This is a genomic window from Kitasatospora sp. NPDC058115 (assembly GCF_042884635.1).
Lineage (GTDB): Bacteria > Actinomycetota > Actinomycetes > Streptomycetales > Streptomycetaceae > Kitasatospora.
The window spans coordinates 477,094-498,833 of the sequence record NZ_JBHVTL010000001.1; the positions used below are offsets into that span (position 1 = coordinate 477,094).

Genomic DNA, 21,740 nt, shown 5'->3' on the forward strand with positions numbered 1-21,740 from the left:
ACGGTCGGGCGATAGGTCGCCCGGGAGCGCCGTTCCAGAGCACTCCCGAAAGGCACCATCGTGCACTTCACCTCCGAGAACCGTCTCGACGACGGCGTCCTCGAACGCGAATTCACCCTCGGCGAGATCCCCGGCATCCTGTGGACCCCCCGATCCGCCTCCGCTCCGACCCCGCTGATCCTGATCGGCCTTCCTCCGCTCGGGCTGCGCACGGTGTACGCCCGGGTGGCGGCGCGGGCCCGGTACTACGCGACGGAATACGGCTTCGCCGCGGCCACCGTCGAACTCCCCGGCAGCGGCGAGCGGCCCCGGTGGGACGCCGCCGAGCAGGCGCGGGCCGACCTGCGCCGGGTGATGGCGGCGGGCGAGCCGGTCACCGCCGAGATCGTCGACGCGCTCATCCTCCCGCTCGTCGACCGGGCCGTCCCGGAATGGCGGGCCACCCTGGACGCCCTGCTCGCGCTGCCGGAGATCGGCGGCCCGGTGGGGTACGAGGGGGGCGTGATCTCCATCGGCGTCCGGCTGGCGGCGGTCGAGCCGCGCATCGCGGCCGCCAATCTGTTCGCCGGGACCTTCGTGCCCGGCGCGATCGCCGAGGAGGCCCGCCGGGTCACCGTCCCGCTGCAGGTCCTGCTGCAGTGGGACGACGAGGGGAACGACCGGCAGGCATCCCTGGACCTGTTCGACGCCCTCGGGTCCGAGGAGAAGACGCTGCACGCCAACATGGGCGGGCACGCCGGCGTCCCGCACTTCGAACTCGACGCGGGTGCCCGGTTCTTCGCCCGGCACCTGAAGTGATGCCGGGCCGCCGGGGCGGCGCGGGACGGTAGACGCGGTGCCCCTGCCGATTCGGCGGGGGCACCGTCGGCGCGCAACGGCTGGTATGACTGGGGTATGCAGGAAGAGACGGCACGCTCCGCGATCGACACCTTCATCTCCGCGTTCAACGCCTCGGACGACGGCTATGTGACTGCCCTGCTCTCCCAGGCCCTGACCTCGGACGTGATCTTCTGGGGGCCGTTGGGTCGCAGCGAGGGAATCGCGGCGGTCGAGCGGTTCGTGCTGGACATCCGCCACCACCCGGCGGGGACCGGCACGATGGCGCGCTGCTCGGAGGTGGACATGCCGGACGAGTGGGCCCGGTACCGGTGGGTCTTCACCACGCCGGACGGAGGCCCGCAGCTGGCGGGAACAGACGTCGTCCACCTGCGGCGGAACCTCATCGACCAGGTCATCGTCTTCGCGGGGGAGATCGAGCCGTCCGCGCCCTGAGTCGCCCTTCGGGTGCCACGGACACGCGTCCCGCACCTCGAACCTCGCAGCCGGGGCCGGTTCTCCGCCCGGCAGCCGAGGTGGCGCGATACGAACGGGGCGGTGCCGGAGGATTCCGGAACCGCCCCGTGATGGGGGCCTGCTGCCCGAAGACCCCCGGTCAGCAGAGGTGCCAGGGGCCCCAGCCGTCGCTCATGGTGCGGCACCAGAACTGGTAGTCGCCGCTCCACGCGCCGACGCTGGACGGATTGGGCCACGCCACGCCGTACTTCAGGTCGAGGCCGCTGCCACCCAGGCTCGTCCAGGAGGCCCAGGATCCCCCGGGCGCGGTCTGCGCCGAGGTCCAGACGGCGTGGTCGGTGCCCAGCCCGGTGACCTCCTTGCGGCCGTCCGCCCAGGTCACGATCGTGGTCTGGCTCCCGCACAGGAGCACGCGGGAGGGGGCCCCGTAGGAGAACGTCGCGGTGCAGCCGCTGACTCCGTCGTAGTAGCCCGGGGCGGCTCCCACCTCGATGTCCACGTAGTTGGTGGCCGTGGCCTGCGCGGGCCCGGCAAGGCCGAACATTCCGCCGACGACGGCGAAGAGGATCGCGATCAGACGTACCTTCATCTGCGAGGTCCCACCTGTCCGTTACGCCCCGGGGGAATCTCCGCCGGGGAGGTTGGGAGTCTGGCAGAGGATCTTCACCGCCCCGTACCCCAGGAGAGGTATTTGTGCGGGCGCTCTCCGGCGAAATCCGGACACCCGTGGGAGTTGGGACGCGGGGCCGACTTCACGAGGTCCGGGCCCGGCCCCCAGCGGGGGGCCGGGGCCCCACGAGGTGAGAGAACGTCAGACGGCGCCGAACTCGCCCGCCTGGACGCCGGCAACGAACGCACGCCAGGCGGAGACCGGGAAGACGAGGGCCGGACCGGAGGGATCCTTCGAGTCACGGACAGGAACGGCGCCCGGGAAGCTCGCCGAAACCTCCACGCACTCGCCGCCATTGTTGGAGTACGACGACTTGAACCAGGACGCCTTCGACAGATCAGAGTTCATGGGTGAGCTCCCTTCGAGCCTTGTGGATCAGTGCCAGGCAGCGGGCACCGATCTGCGATCTGAGGTGATACCGGGCTGCCAGGGCAGCAGCGCGGGGCGGTGAACGCGGGCACGTCAGACGGTCCCGAACTCGCCCGCCTGAACGCCGGCAACGAACGCACGCCAGGCAGAGGCCGGGAAGACGAGAGCGGGACCGGAGGGGTCCTTCGAGTCACGGACAGGCACAAAACCAGGGAACTCGGGCGCGATCTCGACACAGTTTCCGCCGTTACCGCTGTACGACGACTTGTACCAGGATGCCTTCGACAACTCAGGGTTCATCGGAGTGAGCTCCCTTCGACCCTCGCGGATCAGTGCCACAGGTGCCGCCTTGAACAGGGCTCCCACCACCAGATGACCGTACTTTCCCGCCCGGGCCGAGACGATTTCACGCCTTCGTCGTACAGCTTCGCCGCGACCGCCGTCGATCTCCACGGCAGCGGTGAGCAGCCCCCAGCGGGAGGCCGGTGCCAGACGGCAACGGGGCCCCCGCCGAATCGACAGGGGCCCCCGAGGTGATCACACGTCAGACTGTCCCGAACTCGCCCGCCTGGACGCCGGCGACGAAAGCGCGCCAGGCGGATGCCGGAAAGACGAGGGCGGGACCGAAGGGGTCCTTCGAGTCGCGGACGGGAACCGCACCTGGGAAGCTCGCCGAGACCTCGACACAGTTGCCGCCGTTGTTGCTGTACGACGACTTGAACCAGGAAGCGTCAGAGACGTGAAGGTTCATGGGGCTAGCTCCTTCCGAGCCTTGCAGATCAGTGCGAGGGATGCCGCCTTTGGCAGCGCTTCCACCACTAGCTGATCGTACTCCCTCTCCCAACGCGTGACGGTTTCACGCACGCGTTCAAGGTAGCCCTGGGCCTGGGACTCCGCATAGCCGACAACCGAGCGATCCGGCATGTCCAGCAGAACCACCGGCATGGTGAACGGCAGGTTCTCACCAAGACTGAAGGGCGCTACCTGAATGGTGATGTTCGGCCGCTCGGCCAGCACTTCAAGGTGCGCAAGCTGTTCCCGCATCACCGCCGCCCGCCCGACAGGCCGGAGAAGGCAGCTCTCATCAAGTACGGCATGGACTACCGGCGGAGACTGCCTCTCTAGGACACGCTGCTGGCGGTAGCTCAGAAAGTCGACTCGATCCTCAGCCTCGCTCTGCGAGATCGCCCCACGGTGAGCCGCCGCTTGAGCAAGGGCTCTCGCGTAGCTCGGCGTCTGGAACAAGCCGGGCATGACGATCAACTCCAACGTCCGCAGCCGACGGCAACGGGCCTCGGCATCGGCGAACTCCGGGAAGCCCTCCAGGAGGCTGGCTTTCGTGTGTCGGCGCCAGAGTTCGTAGAACGTGCCGCCGGTCTCAAACACTTGGTCGGCTTTAACAGCGAAGTTCATTGTTGGAGGACGCTTCGCTCGTTCGACGTACGAGACCAGGGTGTTGGAGTACCCCATGCGCTTCGCCAGCCCGACCTGCGACCACCCTCGCGCCCGCCGCAGCCTGGCAAGTTCCTGACCGAAACGAACAGCCGGAGATGACATCGCGTCAACAACGAGCTCGTCCATGAACGCTGGCACCTTTCACGCGCCCAATTGGTCAACGTTCAGACCCTGGCCATCGTAAACCGGAACGGGCCACTATGGCTACACCCCGTGAGAGATCCGGGACCCTGCGCAATCAATGGAGCCCCCATGCCCAGCCCCCGCATGCCCATTTACGCCCCCACCGTCGGGGAAGTCGTCCGGGACCTCGGACACCGGGACTTCTCCGGCAATCCCGTCGAGGCCGTCTACATGGACACCCTCGCCGGACTCGTCTACCTGCGCCCCGAATCCGGAGGCTGCGAGTGGACCACCAAACCCGAGTTCGTCCAGGCCCTCGCCTCGCCGCGCTTCATCAGCGTCCAGCACCCCAGCCGGCCCCGCACCGCCGACGTGGCGTGAAACTGCTCGCCACCGCCCTCGGCGTCCCCGCCCTCAGTGCCCTCGCCGCCACCGTCGCCTGCTGGCCCATCCACGACGGGCCCCTCCCACCGCAGCTGCTGATATCCGGGCTGATCCTCACCACCGGCATCTGCGCCGGACTGCCCGCCTGCTTCACCTGGCTCTCGCACGAACAGGAGCACCCCCCCATGCCGCACCACCTCCCCACCATCCTCACCCGGCCACCCCGCCGACGCCTCGGCCACCAGGCCCTCGTCCTCAACCGCGACGGCGCCGTCCTCCTCGTCGCCACCGCCTACCGCAACGGCCTCACCCTCCCCGGCGGCAGCGCCGAAGCCAACGAACTCCCCCACCTCGCCGCCCGCCGCCACACCGAAACCGAAACCGGCCTCGTCCTCCCCCTGCGCCACATCCTCGCCACCGACTACGTCGACGCCCGCACCCTCCCCGAAGGCATCAACTTCGTCTACTGGGGCGGAACGTTGACCAGCGCGCAGGAAACCACCGTCGCCCGCCACCGACCCCCCGCCACCATCACCGCCGTCCACTGGCTCCACCCCCACCAACTCGCCGACGCCATGCCCCCCGACCAGCACCGCCGCACCCTCCACGCCCTCACCGCCCTCACCCGCGGCATCCACCTCCCCTTCCTCCTCCGCGGCACCCCCGCCGAATAACCCGAGACCCCCACCACGAACACGACCCCGGGGCCCGGAACCACCTGGTTCCGGGCCCCGGGACCGCCGTCACCACTCATGGCTGAATACGGTGGAGGCGCCCGGTCGAACGAGAGGACGCGAAGACGTGGATGTGTACGAGGCCGTGGAAAGTCGCCGGGCCGTAAGGGCGTTCAGCCCCGAGCCCGTGCCCAGGCAGGTACTCGAACGAGTGCTGACCGCAGCGACGCGGGCCCCGTCCAGCGGGAACCTCCAGCCGTGGCACCTGTACGTCGTGACCGGTGAGCCCTTGGCGGAACTCAAACGGACCGCGACCGCCAGGGCACGGGCGGGGGACCCCGGCGACGCGCGCGAGTACCCGATGTACCCGGACGCACTGGCCTCGCCGTATCTGGACCGCTTTGCCGCGGCCGCCGCCCAGCGGTACGCGTCGCTGGGAATCGAGCGCGCCGATCCGGACCGGCCCCGGAAGATCGCCACCCTGAACGCGGAGGCGTTCGGAGCGCCGGCCGTCCTGTTCTGCTACCTCGACCGGACGATGGGGCCCGGGCAGTGGGCCGACGCGGGGATGTACCTGCAGACGGTCATGCTGCTGCTGAGGGCCGAGGGGCTGCACAGCTGCCCCCAGGTGATGTGGACCGTGTACCGGGAGACGGTCAACCGGGCAGTCGGAGCCGACGACGGCCTCGTGCTGTTCTGCGGCGTCTCCGTGGGGTTCGAGCAGGAGGGCGTTCCGCAACTCCGCACCGGGCGCGCGGACATGAAGGACACGGTGCGCTTCATCGACGCGTGACCGTCGGACAGCAAGATCGCAGGCGCCGAGCCGCAGCGCCCGCCGCTCTGCCTGGGCCCGCAGAGCGGCGGGCGTGACCGTCGGAGAAGCGTCAGGGACCGGGTAGACGATCTTCCTCAGGTTGTGGGCGTACGTGCCCAAGAAGCCGGTCACAATCCGACTGCACGGTCAGGATGGCGGGCGCGGTCGGGGCCCCCAGGCGAGCGTGCTCCCGCAGCCGCTGTTCACAGGCCATTCGAATCAAGCCGGCCGACCCCCGACCGACACCTCTGGGTGCCGAGCGTCACATCCGGGGGTGTGGGGCGGGGTGCGGGGCGGGTGAGGCCCGGTATTGCGGGGCGGAGGGCCTCGGCGTACGGGCCGAGGGCCCGTCCGATTCGGGACCTCCGTCCTGTTTTCCGCTGACCTTCGCCCCCGAGGGCTCGCCCTCCGGCCCGGGCAACTGTGGACGGTCGCCCGGTGGACTCCGGGCGATCGGTCCGCCTGCCCGGCGGGCCGCCGACGACCGTCTACGCGGCGCACGGGTGCGACAGCACGCGGTGCGCTCCGGAGGACCCGAACGAATGTCCCGCACTATCGACAACGCCCCGTATACCGCCTTCCACCGCAGGCTGGCGCTCGCCTGTTCCGGTGGACCGCTGCTCGACGGATACATCCTGAGCATCGTGGGCGTCGCCCTCATCGGCATGCGCCCCGAACTGGGGCTCTCCACCGCCGACGTCAGCCTGATCGGCGCGGCCGCGCTGGTCGGCATGTTCGTCGGCGGCGCGCTCTTCGGCGTGCTGACCGACAAGATCGGGCGGGAGGTGATGTACACCGCCGACCTGCTCGTGATGATCGTCTGTTCGGTGCTGTCCTTCTGGGTCGACGCGGTCTGGGCGATCACCCTGCTGCGCTTCGTCCTCGGCATGGCGGTGGCCGCCGACTACCCGATCGCGACGTCCCTGCTCGCCGAGTGGCTGCCCGCCAAGGACCGCGGGCGGCTGCTCGGTCAGCAGATCGTCGCCTGGTACGCCGGCGCCGTGCTCGCCTACGTGACCGGCTACCTCTTCCTGCAGATCGGCGGCCCCGGCAGCTGGCGCTGGATGCTCAGCAGCTCCGCCGTGCTGTGCGTGGTGTTCCTGGTGATCCGCCGGGGCTCGCCCGAGTCGCCGCGCTGGCTGGCCGCCAACGGCCGGGTCGGCGAGGCCGTGCGGCTGGTCGAGCGCCACCTCGGCGTCACGGTCGACGGCCGCGAGCTGATGCCCGCGCCCACGGCTCCCGGCGCCCCGACCGGCCTGCGGCTGCTGATGACCCCGCCCTACCGGCGCCGCACGCTCTTCTGCGGACTGTTCTTCCTCTGCCAGGTCGGCCCGCTGTTCGCGATGCTCACCTTCGGGCCGCAGCTCCTGGAGGCCTTCGGCATGCCGGGCGGCACCGTGCTCGAAACCCTCGGCACGGGACTCATCAGCCTGGTCTTCCTGCTCGGCTGCTACCCCGCGCTGCGCCTGATCGACACCTGGGGCCGCCGCCCCGTGATCATCCGCTCGTTCGCGCTGATGATCGTGCCGCTCGCCGTGCTGGGCATCTGGCCGCACGCCCCGGCCGCCGTGGTGGTCGTCGCGCTCTGCGCCTACGCCTTCCTGTGCGGCGGGCCGAACGTGCTCGACTGGACCTACCCCAACGAGCTGTTCCCCACCGAGGTGCGGGCCACCGCCGTCGGCGTAGCCACCTCGGTCAGCCGGATCGGCGCGGCCGTCGGCACCTACCTGCTGCCGCTGTCGCTGACCGGGATCGGCACCGGACCGACCATGCTGATCGCCGCCGGTGTCACCGCGTGCGGCCTGCTGGTCTCCGTGCTCTGGGCCGAGGAGACCCGCGGCACCGCGCTCGGCGCGGCCGTCGGCACCCCCGGCGCCGTGGCCCGCAAGCCCCGCGCGGCCCGGCCCTCGCCGCAGCCGGTGCGCTGAGGCCCCGCCCCGCCCCCGCCGCCGGGGCCGCGTCCGATCCGTTCGGGCGCGGCCCCGGCGGCGGAGCTGGTGGGCGGAACAGCGAGCAGAGGGGCGCCCGCCCCTCCGGCCGTCCCGGTCCGGGCTACTGGCCGACGCGGCCGTCCACGCACTCGCGCAGCAGGTCGGCGTGGCCGCAGTGGCGGGCGTACTCGTCGATCATGTGCACCATCACCTCGCGGACGGCGAGCTTCTCCCGGCCCAGGCGCACGCCGAGGTCCTCGGAGTGCCGGGCGAGGGTGGCGTCCAGGGCGGCCTGTTCGCGCTCCAGGTCGGCGAAGGCGGCGTCCACCACGGCCCGGTCGGCGACGGCCCTGTCGAAGTCGGAGTCCCGCGGGCCGTAGAGCTTGGGCAGCGGCTCGTCGTCGGTGATCCAGTTGTTCCAGTCGCGCTCCACCTCGGCGAGGTGGCGGACCAGGCCGAGCAGCGACATCGTCGACGGCGGCACCGAGCGGCGCGCCAGCTGCTCCGCGTCCAGGCCGTCGCACTTCAGGCGCAGGGTGAGGCGGTAGTTGGTGACCGCCTCCCGCAGTGTCGCCAGTTCACCGTCCGGGGCCGGGCCTTCGTTGTCGCGCGGGTCGTCGTCCGGGTCCATCCACATGTCGGGGTAGACGGTCGCCGTGGTCCAGCGTGCGGGTTGTTCGCTCATTCTCGCCATGATCGTTGCCGGCCGGCCCGGCCGCCACCGGGTTTCACGCGGGGGCGGCGCCGGTGTCGCCGAAGAGGTCGAAGGACCAGACGAACACCTCCCGCGGCCCCGCCTGCGCCACTCCCCCGGCGCTGCGGTAGACCGAGCGGGCCACCGGGTTGTCCGCCTCCGTGACCACCCACATGCCGGAGCAGCCGAGGTCGCGCGCCAGGTCGGCGAGGGCCGAGGTCAGCGCCGGGCCGATGCCGCGCCCGCTGAAGCGCGCGTCGACGCCCAGCTCGTGGAGGAACATCCCGGTGCCCCGGTCCGGGCGGGTGGTCTCGACCCCGGTGACCATCGCGGCCGGCGCGTCGTCGACGTAGGCGACCAGCAGGTGGTGGCGCTCGTCCGCGAGGAAGCGCGCGGTGGCCTCGGGAAGCGGCGGGGACTCGAAGAGGTGCCCGGCGGCCTGGACGTCCTCGGCGCGGGTGACGCGGCGGATCTCCATGGGGTGATGCTGACAGAATCCCGGCGCGGGAGACAGCGGGCCTCGGGCCAAGTCGGCCGGGGCGCAACGAAATCCGGGTGCTTCCGGCCGTGCGGGCCGATAGGGTCCGCGCGTGGACGAACGGGACTGCGGGGACGAACGGGAGCGCCGGGACGTGCGGGACCACGAGGAGGAGCGGCTGGCCGGCGGGAACGCCACCGCGGGCGTCGTGCGGATCGGGGACACGGTGCGCCGGCCCGCCGGACCGTGGACGCCCGCCGTGCACGCACTGCTGACGCACCTTCACGAGGCGGGCTTCCGGGCCGCGCCGCGGCCGCTGGGCATCGACGACCAGGGGCGGGAGGTGCTGGACTTCGTGCCGGGTCGGGTGGTCTGGCCGGACCGGTTCGCCCTGCTGGACCCGGTGGCCCGGCTGGCCCGGGTGGCCCGGCTGATCCGGGAGTTCCACGACGCCGTGGCGGGGTTCACACCGCCGGCCGACGCCCGGTGGCAGGTGCTGATGCGGGACGACTCCGCGGCGGCCGGCGAGATCATCGCCCACCAGGACCTGGCGCCGTGGAACCTGGTGGCCGACGAGGACACCGGCCGGTGGGCGTTCATCGACTGGGACACCGCCGCACCCGGCTCCAGGCTCTGGGACCTCGCCTACGCCGCGCACGGCTTCCTCCCGCTGGCCGCGGATCCGGCGTTCCGGCGTGCCGACGCCGCCGGGCGGCTGCGCGCGTTCGTCGACGCCTACGGGCTCGGCGAGGACGAACGGCGGCGGCTGGTGCCGATGCTGGGGCGGCGCACCCGGGCCATGCACAACTTCCTGCGCGAGCAGGCGGGCCTCGGCGTCCAGCCGTGGACGCGGCTGTGGCAGGAGGGGCACGGCGACACCTGGCTGGCGAACACCGGATACATCGAGGAGCGCGAGGAGCGGTGGCTGCGGGCCCTGCTCGACGGCTGAGGGGAGGGTCCTACGCCTCCGGGCCGTCGTGCGGTTGCGGGAGCGGCGGCGGGAGCGCGGCGACCGCCTCGGTGGTGCGGCAGAGCGCCTCGACGGCCCCGCGCAGCGCCCGCCAGGCGGCCAGGCCGAGCAGCACCCCGGCGGGCGCCGAGGGCCACCACCAGGCGCCGAGCACGGTGAACGCGACGGCCCACACCAGGGCCTCGCAGGCAGCGTCGTAGGCGTCGCGCGCGGCGCCCAGGGCCTCTCGGGCCGGATCGGGGGCGCCCAGGAACAGGCCGGTCCAGGCCTCGGCGACGTCCGTGCCCGTCGTCTCCAGGACGCGCCGCTCGGTGGCCCGCAGCCGGTCGCCGCACCAGGTGGGCCCGGCCGGTTCGGCGGGGGCGGACCGGGCGCGCAGCGCGTCCAGGCGGGCGGCGCGCGTCTCCCGGCCGGCGGCGCGGGCCCGTACGGCCTCCCGGGCGATCTCGTCGGACGGTGACCAGCGGCGCCGGCGCCACGCGGTCAGCCGCCGGCCGAGCGGTGACAGCCACCAGGGCCACGCGCCGGAAGCCAGCGCGCCGATCACGCCCGCCGCGAACGGCACGGCGAGGGCGGCCGCCACCGCGGCGGCGGCGAGCAGCACCAGCACCGCGGCGCCGTTCGAGCCGGGCCCCTCGCCCGGGCGCAGCGCCCCGGCGATGCCCGCGCGGGCGCGGCCGAGGTCGGACCAGTGCGCCCGGCCGAGCTGTCCGCCGCCGACCACGGCCACCACGACGAACAGCGCGGCCGGGAGCAGCCGGCGCAGGAACCAGCCGTCCGGCAGGCGTTTCTGGAGTTCGAGGAGCAGGCCCACCGGCGGCTCAGTCCACCGGGCGGAGCGGGCCGCCGGTCAGCGCGCAGAGCGGATCGGGGCCCTCCGCGGGCCCCTTCTCCGGCAGGTCGACGCGGGCGCAGCGGCCGGTGGGGCAGATCCGGCCGACCGAGCGGGCGGGCGGGCCGGCGGGCCACGCGCCGACGCCCAGGGTGGCGCGCAGGCCGATGCCGCCGGGGACCCCGGCCGCCTCCACCGCCTCGTGCAGGGCCCGCAGGGCGTCGCGCCAGGCCGGTTCGGCCGGTGCGGTGTCGCGGACGACGGCGAACGGGGCGTCCCAGGCGGGGCCGAGGAGGTCGCGCAACTCCCCGGCGTTGCGGCACAGGTACTCGACGGCGTCCGCGAGGACCCGCTCCGCCTTGGCGTCGTTTCCCACCCGTACTCCGTTCGTCCGCAGGAAGTACCTTCGTATCCCTGCGGAATGACGATACGTCACGATACGGTGGCACGGTGGGCGAGGTCCGGGATCGGGTGGCGGCACGGTTGTCGGCGGCTCAGAGCACCTCGGGCGGGGCCGCGTTGCGGCTTCCGGAGGCCGCGCAGGACGCGCTGGCGCTGCTGCGGGAGGTGACGGCCGACCCGGCGGGCGAGGTCGACCTCGCGGCGGTCAACCTGGTCTTCTGGACGTTCTGCCTGCGGCACACCGGCCCCGCCGATCCGGACGCGGGCCGCAACACCGCCGTCATGAGCTTCACCTTCGGTTTCCTGTACCCCCGCGCACCCGCGTCGGCGGTGTTCCCCGAGCCGTTCAAGGCCGGCTTCGACGCCGCCGATCCGCTGCACGACGCACGGTTCGCGCTCCTGGTGGCCGACACCCACGGCGAGTTCGCGCTCGCGCCGGACACCGCCGAGGACGTCCGGCGGGCCGCGCTGGACCGCGCGCTCGCCTGGTCGGGCCTGGCGCGGAGCCTGCTGCCGCCGGAGCACGCGTCGGACCCCGTGGCGCAGTTGCAGGCCTTCCGCTTCGAGGCGGCCCGCTTCGAGCTGGCCGCCGATCCCGACGCGCTGGCCCGCGCCGCCGGGCACGGGCGGGTGGTGTGCGAGGCGCTGATCGCCGAGGCGCGCGGCGGCCCGCTGCCCCCGGAGGGCGCCGCGTTGCTGACCGCGGCCCTCGGTGCCGTGGCGGACGCGGCCAGGCTGCTCGGCGTACCGGCGATCGACGAGGCCGAGCGGCTGATCGCGGCGGCGCCGCCCGGAACGCTCCCGCCCGCCACCGTGCAGGCGCTGCGCGACGTCCGGGAGCTCCATGCCCGGGCGACGGCCTGGCCGGGGCAGTTCGACCTGCTGATGGGGATCGCCCTCGCCAACGGCGGGGTGGCCGACGACGACCACGGCCGGGTCGCCTGCGCGGTCCGGCGGCTGCGCGCGGCCCTCGCCGCCACCCCGGCCGGAAATCCGCAACGCGGTGCCGTCGCCGGTGTCCTGGCCGAGGCCCTGGAGACGCTCGCCCGGGTGTTCGGCGACGAGGGGGCGGCAGGCGAGGCCGCCGAACTGCGGGCCCGGGAGCCGGGGGCGCAGGACGGGGCGGAGGCCGGTGACCTGGCGCCCGAGGAGGCGCTCGCCTTCGTGCGGGACGCCTACGAGCGCTCGGACGGACCGCCGGTCATCGCGATGGAGGTGCTCTCCATCGCGGCGTCGCCCGACGACGGGCCGGTCACCGACGAGCGGATCGAACGGTTCCGCACCGCACTCGCCCCGGTGGCCCCGGACCACCCGCGCCGCTACGCCTACGACGCCGTGCTCGCCTCCCTGCTCGGTCTGCGGGCCGGACAGCTGCGCCCGTCCGACCCCGCGCGGGCGGCGCGGCTGGACGCCGAGGCCCGGGCGCTGGGCCGGCAGGCGGCGGCCGCGGCTCCGCCCGGCACCCCGCTGACCACCGCGCTGGGCTCCGGCCACTACGAACTCGCCCTGCCGTACGCCGCCGCCATGGCCGTCCTCGCCCGGCCGGACGGCGGCTTCGACGATCCGGAGCTGGCCGCCTCGGCCGCCATGCTGTCCCGCATCACCGACCTCGCCGGGCGGACCGACCGCAGTCCCGGCGACCCCGGCACCCTCGCCGAGAACGTCGCGGTGCTGCGGGACCTCCTGGCCGGTCTCCCCGAGGGCGACTCCCCGGACCGCGCGCGGCTGTCCGCGGCCCTGGGCACCGCCCTGTACGCCCACGGCGCGGCCTCGCGCGACCTGACGTCGGCCGACGAGATCGTGACGCTCCTGCGCTACGCCCGGGCGCACTCCCCCGAGCGCGACCCCGCGGCCGACGACGCCCTGGCCTGGACGCTGACGCTGATCTCGGCCCTGCGGTTCGACCCGGAGGCCGCCCGCGAGGCGGCGGCGGTGCGGGCCGAGGCGGCCGCGCGGCGCGCCGGGACCGTCGGCACCGGTGGCGACGGTGGCAACGGGGGCGGACCCTCGGACATCGAGTCGGCGTCCTCGACGGCCGTCATGGAACTCCACGGTGCGCTGCAGAACTACCTCCTGGGCCACGAGCCGGCCCAGCTCGAACGGGCCCGGCAGGCGGCCCTGCGGCTCCAGGAGCTCGCCGCCCGGGCGGGCGACGACCCGGCCGCCGCGCGGCTCGGGCTGGACCGGGCGGGCGACAACTACCTGAATCTGCTCGACGCGGTGGGTCCCGGTGGCGGCCCGAAGAGCTCCATCACCGACGACCAGGTGGAGCGGTGCCGCGAGACGTTCGAGGCCTGCCCGCCCGGCCACCCCCACCGGCTGAACGCCGCGCTGACCTACACCAGGGTGCTCGTCCAACGGGCCCTGATCGTCCGCCGGCAGGACCCGGCAGGGCTGCCGCCGCTGCTGGACGAGGCCCGTCGGGTCGTCGACGTCATCGCCCCGGAGGCTCCCGGGGCCCTCGTCGAGGGGTTGCGCGCGTTCGTCACCATGGCCGGGGCGAGCTCCGAGGAACTCCCGCGGCTCCTGGACGCCGCGGCCGAGCGCGACCCCCTGGCCCTCTTCTCCGCGGAGGGCTTCTCCGCCGTCCTCGGCGACGTCCTCGGCCCTTCGGCCGGGACCGGCGAGGCCCCCTTCCCGAGCATCCCCACGCTGCCCGCCTGGATGCGGGCCCACAACGCGATCGGTGCGGCGGCCGGTGCGGTGCGGCGCCCGCCGGAACAGGGCGGCGGGATCGACGCGGCCCTCGACCACATCGAGACCGCCGTCGAGCTGCTGCCCCAGGTCACCGACCGGGGCAGCGACCAGCAGTCGGCGGAACACGCGCTGGTCTCCTTCGACGGGGACCTGCGGGGCATCACCGACCTGGTGCTGATGGCGATCACCCTCGGAAAGGCGCCCCGGCGGTTCGTGGAACTCGTCATGGATCCGGGCCACGCGCCCGGACGGTGGAGCGGCGCGGGGCAGCGGAACATGCTGGTGGAGACCGGACTCGGCGTCATCGACGGACCCGAGGTCGACCGGGCGGTCGAGCTGCTGGAGCGCGGGCGCGGGCTGCTGCTGGCCCGGCGGATCGAGGCGCGGGTCGACGTGAGCGAGCTGCGGGCCGCCCACCCGGAAGCGGCCGAAGCGTTCGAGTGGATCACCGACGAGATCGCCGGGCCGCACCCGGAGGTCCTTCCCGAGCGGGCCAGGCTCGACGCGCTGCACGCCTCGCGGGCGCTGGACGACCTCATCGGGCGGATCCGCCGGCTGCCCGGCTTCGAGGGATTCCTGCGACCGCTCACCGCCGAGCGGCTGCGCCACCTGGCCGAGGACGGCCCGGTGGTGCTGCTCCAGCAGGGGCCCGGGCACTGCCACGCCGTCGTCGTCACCGGGGAGCGGATCACGGCGCTGCTGCTCGCCCCGGAGACGCCGGAAGTGACGGAGCGCGCCCGGCAGTTGCGCGAGGCCGTCGACGCGATCAACGCCCGGGGCTGGGCCCGGCCCTCGCCCGCGGTGCTGGTGCGCGCCTCGGCGACCGTGCGGCGCTGCCTGTCCTGGACGTGGCACGAGGTCGTCCGGCCCGTGCTCGACCACCTCGGGACCGCCGGGGCGGTGCCCGAGGGCGGGGCGTGGCCGAGGATCTGGTGGGTGCCGACCGGGGTGTTCAACGCCCTTCCGCTGCACGCCGCCCAGTGCGCTCCGGCGTCGGCGGACTGCGGGAGCGGCGGCCGGGGCTGCGGGGCCGCGCTGGACGCGGTCGTGTCGTCCTACGTGCCCGGCTTCCAGACCCTGGCGTACGCGCGCGCCCGGGCCGGGGCCCGCGCCGACGCCGGTTCGGGGGACGGTGCCGGGGACGCCGGGTACGCGAACGCGCTGCTGGTCGCCGTCCCCGAGGACGAACTGCCCGGCGTCGCGGCGGCGGCCCGCTACGCGGCCGGGCTGCTCGGCGCGCCCGCGCCGCTGGTCGGCGCGGCGGCCACCCGCGCCGCCGTGCTCGGCGCACTCGGCGGGACCAGGTGGGCGCACTTCGGCTGCCACGCGGCCACCGACCCCGACGAGCCGTCCGGCGCCCGGCTCCACCTGCCGAGCGGCGAACAGCTCTCCGTCCTGGAGATCTGCCGCGCCCGGCCCGACGCCGCCCGGCTGGCCTTCCTCACGGCCTGCGGCACGGCGCGCAGTTCGGAGCGGCTCAGCGACGAGGCGATCCACATCACCGGCGCCTTCCTGCTCGCCGGGTTCCCCCAGGTCGTCGGCACGCTGTGGGAGATCGACGGCGAACACGCGGAGCAGGTCACCCGCGACTTCTACCGGCGCGTCACCGCCGGGGACGGCGACCCCTCGGCGAGCGCGCTCGCCCTGCACCACACCGTCCGCGAGCTGCGGCGCCGCCTGCCGGAGCGGCCGCAGCTGTGGGCGGCGTACGTGCACGCGGGGGCGTGAGCGGGGCTGCGGGGGACTACTCCCCCGGCACGCCGGGCAGGCCGGGGGTGAAGCCGTCGAGAGCGTGGGCGCACGGACAGGTGCGGGTGGCCGGCAGGGCCTCCAGCGCCGCGAACAGGACGGTCCGCAGCCGGTCGACGTTGCGGGCGAACGCCTCCAGGACCTCGGCGTGGGTGACGCCCGCACCGCTCTCCACACCCGCGTCCAGATCGGTGACCAGGTTCAGCGAGGTGTAGCAGAGCGCGAGTTCACGGGCCAGCACGGCCTCCGGGTGGCCCGTCATGCCGACCGTCGACCAGCCGTTGGCGGTGAACCAGCGCGACTCGGCCCGGGTGGAGAACCGCGGCCCCTCGATCACCACCAGCGTGCCGCCGTCCACCGGCTCCCAGCCGGCCCCGCGCGCCGCCTCCAGCACCGCAGCCCGCCCCGCCGGACAGTACGGGTCCGCCATCGGCGCGTGCACCACGCCCGGCACCGAACCGTCCGGCAGCGGCACGCCGTCGTAGAAGGTCTGCGCCCGGGCGGCGGTGCGGTCCACGAACTGGTCGGGCACGAGCAGCGTCCCCGGCCCGTACTCCGGCCGCAACCCGCCCACCGCGCACGGCCCCAGCACCTGGCGCACCCCGAGCGAGTGCAGCGCCCAGAGGTTCGCCCGGTAGTCGATCCGGTGCGGCGCGATCCCGTGCCCCCGGCCGTGGCGGGGCAGGAACGCCACCCGCCGGCCGCCCACCTCCCCGACGAACAGCGAGTCGCTGGGCGGCCCGTACGGAGTCCCGACCGCCACCTCGGCCACGTCGTCGAGCAGCGCGTACAGCCCCGACCCGCCGATCACCCCGAGCTCCGCCCGCTGCTCCGCCATGCCGCACGCCTCCCGTCGCAGAAACCTGGTGCCCTTCAGCGTACGACCCGGGTCAGTCCAGAAAGGTGGTCAGCCGCTCCAGGAGCCAGGCGGCGAGGGCGCGGGCGGTGCCGGCGGTGGCGGCCTTGGCGAGTTCGGTGGGGAGGTGGGGGTGACCGGGGCCGGGGACAGGGGTGGGGGCGGTGGGCGGGGTGGGGGTGGTGGGCGGGGTGGGGGTGGTGGGCGGGGTGGGGCGCTTCCTGCGGGGCATCGGGGCCTCCCTGGTGGTGGGTGCGTGGGTGTCCTGGCCGGTCGGCCGGACGTCACGGTCCCGGTCGGGAGGGGTGGTCGAGGGCGATCGCGGACGGATCCGGAGGATCGCGGAGCGGGGAGCCCGGCGCCGCCGCCCGGCACTACGCTGGGAGGCCGGTCGGCGGAGGATCGCGGACCGGGTGCGACGGGCGAGGGGCGGGGCGTGGCCGTAGGGGCGAGCCGGGAGGCGCAGCAGGCACTGCGGGAGTTCGGGCAGCGGCTCGACCAGTTGCGCAGGGACGCGGGTGATCCCGACGGACCGCGCCTGATCGAGGCCGACACCGGCGGGCGGCTCACGAAGACGGTCATCAGCGAACTGCAGAAGGGGCGGGCCGGTGTCCACCGGCTGCACCCCTGGGAGGTCGTGTCGGCGTTCGTCTCGGCGTGCCGGGTGTACGACGAGCGGAACACCAGGGTCCTGAGCGCCGCGCGGACGGAACTCGCCCACTGGAAGGGCGAGTACACGGCGCTGGTGAACGTGGTCGAGCGCCTGGACCGGGCGACGGAGGAGCGGCGGCCGGAGCCGGCGCCCGGGCTGCCGGTGATCGCGCCGCCGCCCGCCGTCCCGGCCGGGTTCACCGGGCGGGAGGCGGACCTCCGCGGGCTGCTCGACCTGCTCGGGCAGGACGCCGGGACCGCCGTCGTGGTCGCCTCGGTGCGCGGCATGGGCGGCATCGGCAAGACGACGCTCGCCCTGGCGACCGCCCACGCCGCGCTGGCCGCCGGCGCCTTCGCCGGGGCCGTCTTCCTGGACCTGCGCGGCTACGACGACACGCCGCTGGACGCCGGGCAGGTGCTGGACGGGGTGCTGCGGCAGCTGGGCGTGGACCCGGATCTGATCCCGCCGGACCACGACCAGCGCGCCGCCGTCTACCGCGCCCAGCTCGCCCTGCGGGCGGGGCACGGGGAAGGGGTGCTGGTGGTCGCCGACAACGCCTCGCGGGTGGAGCAGTTCGAGCGGCTGGTGCCCGGAGACGGGCCGCACCGGCTGCTGGTCACCTCCCGGGACGACCTGTCCGCCGTCGGTGCGTGTCTGGTCGACCTGGACGTGCTGCCGGCGGGCCGGGCCGTCGAGCTGCTGGACGTCACGGTGCGGACGACGCTCCCCAAGGACACCCGGCTCGCCGACGATCCCCAGGGCGCCGGGCGGGTCGCCGAACTCTGCGGGTACCTGCCGCTGGCGCTGCGGATCGCCGCCGCGCAGCTGGTGGCCGACCGTGGCCTGAGGCCGGGGCAGCTGGCCGAAGAACTGGCCGACCCGAAGGAGCGGCTGGACCTGCTGGACGACGGCACGCGGACGGTCCGGGCGGTCCTGGAACGGTCGGTGCGGCGGCTGACGCCCCCGCAGGAGGAGTTGTTCCGGCTGCTGTCGGTCAACCCGGGGCCGGATCTGGCCACCGAGACCGTTGTCGCGTTCGCCGGGGTGGGCAATGTCCGGACCCGCCTCGCCGAACTGCAGAGGGCCAGTCTGCTCCGGCAGGACCCGGAGACCGGCCGGTGGAGCATGCACGACCTGGTGCGGGCCTACGCCGGCGAGCTGGCTCAGCGGCATCCGGAAGGGACCGCCGCGGCGCTGGCGCGGCTGTTCACCTTCTATCTGGACACCTCCAGAGACGCCGACCTCCATCTGGACCCCGCCATCGAAGGAAACCGGGACCGGTTCGGCGGCCTCACGCAGGCCCTGCGGTGGCTGGACGCCGAATACCTCAACCTGGTCGCCAGTGTTTACGCGGCGCACGCCGTGGGCCGACACGACCTCCTCATCGACCTGTCCACCAACCTGCTGGAGTACCAAGTGCTCCGGCGGCTCCACGAGGACAAGTTCGCCGTGTGCCGCGCAGCGTGCGATTCGGCAGAGGCGACCGGCGAGGACAGGGGCATTGCGGGGGCCTCGATCAACCTCGGCGTCGCGCTCAGCGATCTCGGACGTCCCGGACAGGCCGAGCGAGCGTTCCGCACCGCCCTGAAAGCGTTCCAGCGCCTGGGTGAGGACTACTACGAAGCCGCGGCCTGGGAGAACCTCACCGACGTGTTCCTGGTCCAAGGGCGCTACACGGACGCGGAGAAGGCCGTCCGCACCGCGCTGGCCATCTACCGTCGCCTCGACACGCCGTACGACATCGCCACCGGTTGGAACAGCCTCGGCGCCGTGCTCCACGCCCAGGACCGCTTCGAGGAGGCCGAGGCCGCTTTCCGTACCGCCTTGACGATGTTCCAGCGCCTTGGACACGGCCGCCACGAAGCCGTGGCGTGGGACAATCTCAACGCCACCCTGCGTGATCGCGGGGAGATCGCGGCCGCGATCGATGCAGGTGAGCGGGCGGTGACGGCCTACGCGGAGATCGGCGACCACCACTCGCACGGGGAGGCGCTGGAGGAGTTGGCGGTCACCCTGGAAGCGGCCGGGCGCGACGCCACCGGCGTGCGCGGGGCCGCGGCGGAAGCGTTTCGACGGGCGGGGATCGAAGGATGAACGTGGGACCGCTGGTGCACGTGTGCGACGGGCCGGGTGGGTTGGTGGTGTGGGGGGTCGCCGAGCCGGAGCGGTGGGAGGTGGACGTCAACGTCATGGTCGAGGCGGGTGAGGACGTCGGGGCGGTGGATCTCGACGGGCTCGCGGAGGTGCTGGCGCACCTGGACGAGGTGGTGGAGCGGGCGCGGCGGTTCGCGTGTGCCGAGCTGGGGGTGACGGAGGAGGCGGCGGCGCTGGACTCGCCCGAGGTGAACGTCTACGTCGACGGGTGGATGCTGCGGTTCGCGGAGGGGGACCTGCCGATCGGCGAGCCGTTCGGGGTGGCCGTGTGGTTCGAGGGGCTGCGGCCGGTGCGGGTGGAGGATCTGAGCGAGGCGGAGGAGATCGGTTACTGAACGGCGTCCCACTCGTGGAGGGCGGCGAGGGCGGTGGTGCGGTCGGCCGGGCCGAGGAGGTAGTCGGCGACCGGGGTGAGCAGCAGGGTGGTGCTGCCGGGGGCGGGGAGCAGCCGGGCCTCGTCCCAGGTGTGGCGGATGACGGTGCGGCGCAGCAGGGTGCCGTGGCGGGGGTTCGGGCGGGGGGCCGTGGTGGCGGCGTCGGTGCGGCGGCGGCGCTCGGGGGCGAGTTCCGGGGTGAGGGCGGTGCGGACGGCGGCGAGGGTGCCGAGCGGCAGGCGCGGGGCGGCGAGGTCGAGCAGGGCGGCGGCCTCGGGGGCCAGCCGGTAGGCGGCCAGGACGGCGGCGGTCTCGGCGGGTTCGAAGGGCTGGTGGGTGAGACAGGAGAGGTCGAGCAGGGTGAGCGGGTCGAGTTCCGCTCCGGCGGGCGTGTGCAGGTGGGCCTCGGCGAGGGCGATCAGGCACTCGACGTGGTCGTCCGCGACGAGGTAGGGGCGGACCGGCACGCCGGCGTGGTCGCCGGGGAGGGCGGCCGTGGTGAGGTCGACGCGGTACCAGGGGTCGAGCAACGGGTCCTCGGCGGGCCAGCGGACGGTGACCGCGGTGTGGTGCGGGCGGTCGCCGAGGAGGGTGACGTCGATGGTCTCCACGGGGTGGTCGGTGACCAGGCGGACGACGGCCTGCCAGAGCGCGGCCTCCCCGGGGGCGACCAGGTCCAGGGAGGCCTGGGGCCGAAGCAGGCCTGACGGGTAGTAGCCGGCCAGCGGGATGCCGTGGATCGCCCGCACTCCGGTGGAGCGGGCGAGGTCGTGGGCGAGGCGGGCGTAGTGGTCGGCACGGGTGCGGGCGCGGCGCAGTTCGGCACGGGCGGGCTCGCCCATCCGGACGTCCTCGCGGGCCAGGGCGGAGAGCACGAGGTGGGGCAGGTGACGGCTGCCGCGGGCGCGGTGGAGCAGTTCGGCCGGCCCGTCGGCCGGGTCGACGTCGAGCAAGTTGTACAGCAAAGCGGTGTTCACGGACGTCCGCCTCCGAAGGTATCGTCATGGCGCCCGACGCCGCCGACGGCCGAGGGCGGGGGCGATCACGACCGGTTACTGGGGGTACCCGGTCGCGGGAGGTGAAGGGGGGCGGACCGGACCGTCTCCGGATGCCCCGCACGGTGATTGTGGCCGGGCGGGTTCAACGCGCGGTCACCACAGGCTCAACGGAGCCTCGACACCGCGCACGGCCTGGTGGTTGATTACGTCACAGAGAAGCTGACATGTGCACGAGCGGGGCGGGCACTGTCCTTGGGCAGCAGGGGGCAGGATGGGCGATCTCCGTTTTTCCGTACTGGGTCTGATGCGGGCTCACCGCGGCGCGACGGCGCTCAAGGTGGGCAGCCCGCAGCAGCAGGCGATGCTGGCCGTGCTGCTCCTGCGGCCCGGCCATTCGGCGAGCGCCACGGACCTGATCGCGGCGCTGTGGGGCGAGGAGCCGCCGAGCGCGGCGATGACCACCGTGCGGACGTACGCGTGGCGCTGGCGCAAGGTGCTCGACGCCGTGGAGCCGGCGGAGCCCGGGGAGGGCGGCGAGCCCGGGGAGAAGGCGGCGGGCAGCGTCCTGGTCTCGATGGGCGACGGCTACCGGCTGGTCCTGCCGAAGCTGGCGGTGGACGCGGCGCAGGCGGAGGCGCTGGCCGCCGAGGCGGAGCGGACCGCCCGCGCCGAGCCGCTGCGCGCCCGCGACCTGCTCAACCAGGCGCTGGAGCTGTGGCAGGGCGAGCCGCTGGCCGGGATCCCCGGGCCGTTCGCGGAGCGGCACCGCCAGCGCCTGGAGGAGCTGCGGCTGACGCTGCTGGAGGAGCGGATCGGCCTGGACCTGGCGCTGGGCCGCTACTCGCGGTGCATTCCGGAGCTGACCGCGCTGACCACCGAGCACCCGCTGCACGAGCGGGCGTACGGGCTGCTGATGCGCGCGCTGTACCAGGCCGGGCGGCAGGCGGACGCGCTGGCGGTGTTCCGGGGCGTGCGGCAACTGTTCCTGGCGGAGCTGGGGGTGGGGCCGGGGGCGGAGCTGGAGCAGTTGCACCGGCGGATTCTGGAGGGCGATCCGGGCCTGGCCGCGCCGGAGGCACCGGGCGGCGGCGCGGGCGCGGGCGCGGTGGCGCCGGGCCCGGCCCCGGCGGAGGGCGCGGCCGCGGAGCGCGCGGAGGCGGCGGACGGCGAG

Annotated in this window: 23 protein-coding genes; 11 read left to right on the forward strand and 12 right to left on the reverse strand. The window is 74.1% G+C overall.

Annotation, left to right across the window (positions count from 1 at the left end):
* Positions 1-60: 60 nt before the first annotated feature.
* Positions 61-798, forward strand: coding sequence for an alpha/beta hydrolase (locus ACFVVL_RS01835; protein ID WP_387670582.1), 738 nt, complete (start codon positions 61-63; stop codon positions 796-798).
* Between the two features lie 96 nt (positions 799-894).
* Positions 895-1,272, forward strand: coding sequence for a nuclear transport factor 2 family protein (locus ACFVVL_RS01840; RefSeq protein WP_387670584.1), 378 nt, complete (start codon positions 895-897; stop codon positions 1,270-1,272).
* 160 nt (positions 1,273-1,432) lie between these two features.
* Here the strand turns inward: ACFVVL_RS01840 and ACFVVL_RS01845 are convergent, their stop codons facing one another.
* The 5 genes from ACFVVL_RS01845 to ACFVVL_RS01865 form a co-directional block, all read right to left on the reverse strand.
* Positions 1,433-1,882 carry a hypothetical protein gene (locus tag ACFVVL_RS01845; RefSeq protein ID WP_387670586.1) on the reverse strand — a complete coding sequence of 150 codons (450 nt, stop codon included), beginning with the start codon at positions 1,880-1,882 and terminating at the stop codon, positions 1,433-1,435.
* Positions 1,883-2,104: 222 nt separating this feature from the next.
* Complete coding sequence (locus ACFVVL_RS01850) at positions 2,105-2,311, reverse strand: DUF397 domain-containing protein (RefSeq protein ID WP_387670588.1); 207 nt, start codon at positions 2,309-2,311, stop codon at positions 2,105-2,107.
* A 114-nt stretch (positions 2,312-2,425) separates the two neighbouring features.
* The gene (locus tag ACFVVL_RS01855; protein ID WP_380295466.1) at positions 2,426-2,785 is read right to left on the reverse strand and encodes a DUF397 domain-containing protein; all 360 of its coding nucleotides are present in this window, start codon (positions 2,783-2,785) and stop codon (positions 2,426-2,428) included.
* Positions 2,786-2,876: 91 nt separating this feature from the next.
* Entirely contained in the window at positions 2,877-3,083 is a 207-nt protein-coding gene (locus ACFVVL_RS01860; RefSeq protein WP_387670590.1) for a DUF397 domain-containing protein, read from the reverse strand.
* Positions 3,080-3,913, reverse strand: coding sequence for a helix-turn-helix domain-containing protein (locus ACFVVL_RS01865; protein WP_387670592.1), 834 nt, complete (start codon positions 3,911-3,913; stop codon positions 3,080-3,082). The genes ACFVVL_RS01860 and ACFVVL_RS01865 overlap by 4 nt, the downstream gene beginning before the upstream one ends.
* Positions 3,914-4,039: 126 nt before the next feature.
* Between ACFVVL_RS01865 and ACFVVL_RS01870 the strand changes: the two genes are divergently transcribed.
* From ACFVVL_RS01870 to ACFVVL_RS01885, 4 genes are all read left to right on the forward strand, one after another.
* The gene (locus tag ACFVVL_RS01870; protein ID WP_387670594.1) at positions 4,040-4,291 is read left to right on the forward strand and encodes a hypothetical protein; all 252 of its coding nucleotides are present in this window, start codon (positions 4,040-4,042) and stop codon (positions 4,289-4,291) included.
* A complete protein-coding gene (locus tag ACFVVL_RS01875; RefSeq protein WP_387670596.1) occupies positions 4,288-4,968 on the forward strand; it encodes an NUDIX domain-containing protein in 681 nt (226 codons plus the stop codon). The genes ACFVVL_RS01870 and ACFVVL_RS01875 overlap by 4 nt, the downstream gene beginning before the upstream one ends.
* A gap of 127 nt (positions 4,969-5,095) precedes the next feature.
* Positions 5,096-5,761, forward strand: a complete 666-nt coding sequence (locus ACFVVL_RS01880; RefSeq protein WP_387670598.1) for a nitroreductase — start codon at positions 5,096-5,098, stop codon at positions 5,759-5,761.
* A gap of 563 nt (positions 5,762-6,324) precedes the next feature.
* Positions 6,325-7,710 (forward strand): MFS transporter, encoded by a 1,386-nt coding sequence (locus ACFVVL_RS01885; RefSeq protein ID WP_387670600.1) that lies wholly within the window; start codon positions 6,325-6,327, stop codon positions 7,708-7,710.
* 124 nt (positions 7,711-7,834) lie between these two features.
* Here the strand turns inward: ACFVVL_RS01885 and ACFVVL_RS01890 are convergent, their stop codons facing one another.
* Positions 7,835-8,398: a DinB family protein gene (locus ACFVVL_RS01890; protein WP_387670602.1), complete on the reverse strand. Its 564-nt coding sequence runs from the start codon at positions 8,396-8,398 to the stop codon at positions 7,835-7,837.
* A gap of 43 nt (positions 8,399-8,441) precedes the next feature.
* Complete coding sequence (locus ACFVVL_RS01895) at positions 8,442-8,885, reverse strand: GNAT family N-acetyltransferase (RefSeq protein ID WP_387670604.1); 444 nt, start codon at positions 8,883-8,885, stop codon at positions 8,442-8,444.
* A 178-nt stretch (positions 8,886-9,063) separates the two neighbouring features.
* On the opposite strand from ACFVVL_RS01895, the gene ACFVVL_RS01900 reads away from it, so the two are divergent.
* Positions 9,064-9,834 (forward strand): phosphotransferase, encoded by a 771-nt coding sequence (locus ACFVVL_RS01900; protein ID WP_387670638.1) that lies wholly within the window; start codon positions 9,064-9,066, stop codon positions 9,832-9,834.
* Positions 9,835-9,844: 10 nt separating this feature from the next.
* On the opposite strand, the gene ACFVVL_RS01905 is transcribed toward ACFVVL_RS01900, so the two are convergent.
* Together ACFVVL_RS01905 and ACFVVL_RS01910 are read right to left on the reverse strand one after the other, a co-directional pair.
* Positions 9,845-10,669: a hypothetical protein gene (locus tag ACFVVL_RS01905; RefSeq protein WP_387670606.1), complete on the reverse strand. Its 825-nt coding sequence runs from the start codon at positions 10,667-10,669 to the stop codon at positions 9,845-9,847.
* A gap of 7 nt (positions 10,670-10,676) precedes the next feature.
* A complete protein-coding gene (locus tag ACFVVL_RS01910) occupies positions 10,677-11,063 on the reverse strand; it encodes a hypothetical protein (RefSeq protein WP_387670608.1) in 387 nt (128 codons plus the stop codon).
* A gap of 74 nt (positions 11,064-11,137) precedes the next feature.
* Here ACFVVL_RS01910 and ACFVVL_RS01915 point away from each other — a divergent pair, with 74 nt between their 5' ends.
* Positions 11,138-15,514: a CHAT domain-containing protein gene (locus ACFVVL_RS01915; protein WP_387670610.1), complete on the forward strand. Its 4,377-nt coding sequence runs from the start codon at positions 11,138-11,140 to the stop codon at positions 15,512-15,514.
* A 16-nt stretch (positions 15,515-15,530) separates the two neighbouring features.
* On the opposite strand, the gene ACFVVL_RS01920 is transcribed toward ACFVVL_RS01915, so the two are convergent.
* A complete protein-coding gene (locus ACFVVL_RS01920) occupies positions 15,531-16,373 on the reverse strand; it encodes an S-methyl-5'-thioadenosine phosphorylase (RefSeq protein WP_387670612.1) in 843 nt (280 codons plus the stop codon).
* Between the two features lie 52 nt (positions 16,374-16,425).
* Positions 16,426-16,623, reverse strand: coding sequence for a hypothetical protein (locus ACFVVL_RS01925; RefSeq protein WP_387670614.1), 198 nt, complete (start codon positions 16,621-16,623; stop codon positions 16,426-16,428).
* Between the two features lie 204 nt (positions 16,624-16,827).
* Here ACFVVL_RS01925 and ACFVVL_RS01930 point away from each other — a divergent pair, with 204 nt between their 5' ends.
* Both ACFVVL_RS01930 and ACFVVL_RS01935 read left to right on the forward strand, forming a co-directional pair.
* Positions 16,828-19,137, forward strand: a complete 2,310-nt coding sequence (locus ACFVVL_RS01930) for a tetratricopeptide repeat protein (protein ID WP_387670616.1) — start codon at positions 16,828-16,830, stop codon at positions 19,135-19,137.
* Positions 19,134-19,532 carry a hypothetical protein gene (locus tag ACFVVL_RS01935; protein WP_380296795.1) on the forward strand — a complete coding sequence of 133 codons (399 nt, stop codon included), beginning with the start codon at positions 19,134-19,136 and terminating at the stop codon, positions 19,530-19,532. Before ACFVVL_RS01930 ends, ACFVVL_RS01935 begins: the two co-directional genes overlap by 4 nt.
* Here ACFVVL_RS01935 and ACFVVL_RS01940 read toward each other — a convergent pair.
* Complete coding sequence (locus ACFVVL_RS01940; RefSeq protein ID WP_387670618.1) at positions 19,526-20,548, reverse strand: hypothetical protein; 1,023 nt, start codon at positions 20,546-20,548, stop codon at positions 19,526-19,528. The two genes, ACFVVL_RS01935 and ACFVVL_RS01940, sit on opposite strands and share 7 nt — an antisense overlap.
* 325 nt (positions 20,549-20,873) lie before the next feature.
* Between ACFVVL_RS01940 and ACFVVL_RS01945 the strand changes: the two genes are divergently transcribed.
* Positions 20,874-21,740, forward strand: an 867-nt coding sequence (locus ACFVVL_RS01945; protein ID WP_387670620.1) for a BTAD domain-containing putative transcriptional regulator, incomplete at its 3' end; no start/stop codon positions are given.

What these genes read in the sequence shown, in the direction of transcription:
- ACFVVL_RS01895 (WP_387670604.1), bottom strand. Translation starts at nt 8,885, where the DNA reads ATGGAGATCCGCCGCGTCACCCGCGCCGAGGACGTCCAGGCCGCCGGG.
- ACFVVL_RS01860 (WP_387670590.1), bottom strand. Translation starts at nt 3,083, where the DNA reads ATGAACCTTCACGTCTCTGACGCTTCCTGGTTCAAGTCGTCGTACAGC.
- ACFVVL_RS01885 (WP_387670600.1), top strand. Translation starts at nt 6,325, where the DNA reads ATGTCCCGCACTATCGACAACGCCCCGTATACCGCCTTCCACCGCAGG.
- ACFVVL_RS01890 (WP_387670602.1), bottom strand. Translation starts at nt 8,398, where the DNA reads ATGAGCGAACAACCCGCACGCTGGACCACGGCGACCGTCTACCCCGAC.
- ACFVVL_RS01850 (WP_387670588.1), bottom strand. Translation starts at nt 2,311, where the DNA reads ATGAACTCTGATCTGTCGAAGGCGTCCTGGTTCAAGTCGTCGTACTCC.
- ACFVVL_RS01925 (WP_387670614.1), bottom strand. Translation starts at nt 16,623, where the DNA reads ATGCCCCGCAGGAAGCGCCCCACCCCGCCCACCACCCCCACCCCGCCC.
- ACFVVL_RS01840 (WP_387670584.1), top strand. Translation starts at nt 895, where the DNA reads ATGCAGGAAGAGACGGCACGCTCCGCGATCGACACCTTCATCTCCGCG.
- ACFVVL_RS01920 (WP_387670612.1), bottom strand. Translation starts at nt 16,373, where the DNA reads ATGGCGGAGCAGCGGGCGGAGCTCGGGGTGATCGGCGGGTCGGGGCTG.
- ACFVVL_RS01870 (WP_387670594.1), top strand. Translation starts at nt 4,040, where the DNA reads ATGCCCAGCCCCCGCATGCCCATTTACGCCCCCACCGTCGGGGAAGTC.
- ACFVVL_RS01865 (WP_387670592.1), bottom strand. Translation starts at nt 3,913, where the DNA reads ATGGACGAGCTCGTTGTTGACGCGATGTCATCTCCGGCTGTTCGTTTC.
- ACFVVL_RS01935 (WP_380296795.1), top strand. Translation starts at nt 19,134, where the DNA reads ATGAACGTGGGACCGCTGGTGCACGTGTGCGACGGGCCGGGTGGGTTG.
- ACFVVL_RS01845 (WP_387670586.1), bottom strand. Translation starts at nt 1,882, where the DNA reads ATGAAGGTACGTCTGATCGCGATCCTCTTCGCCGTCGTCGGCGGAATG.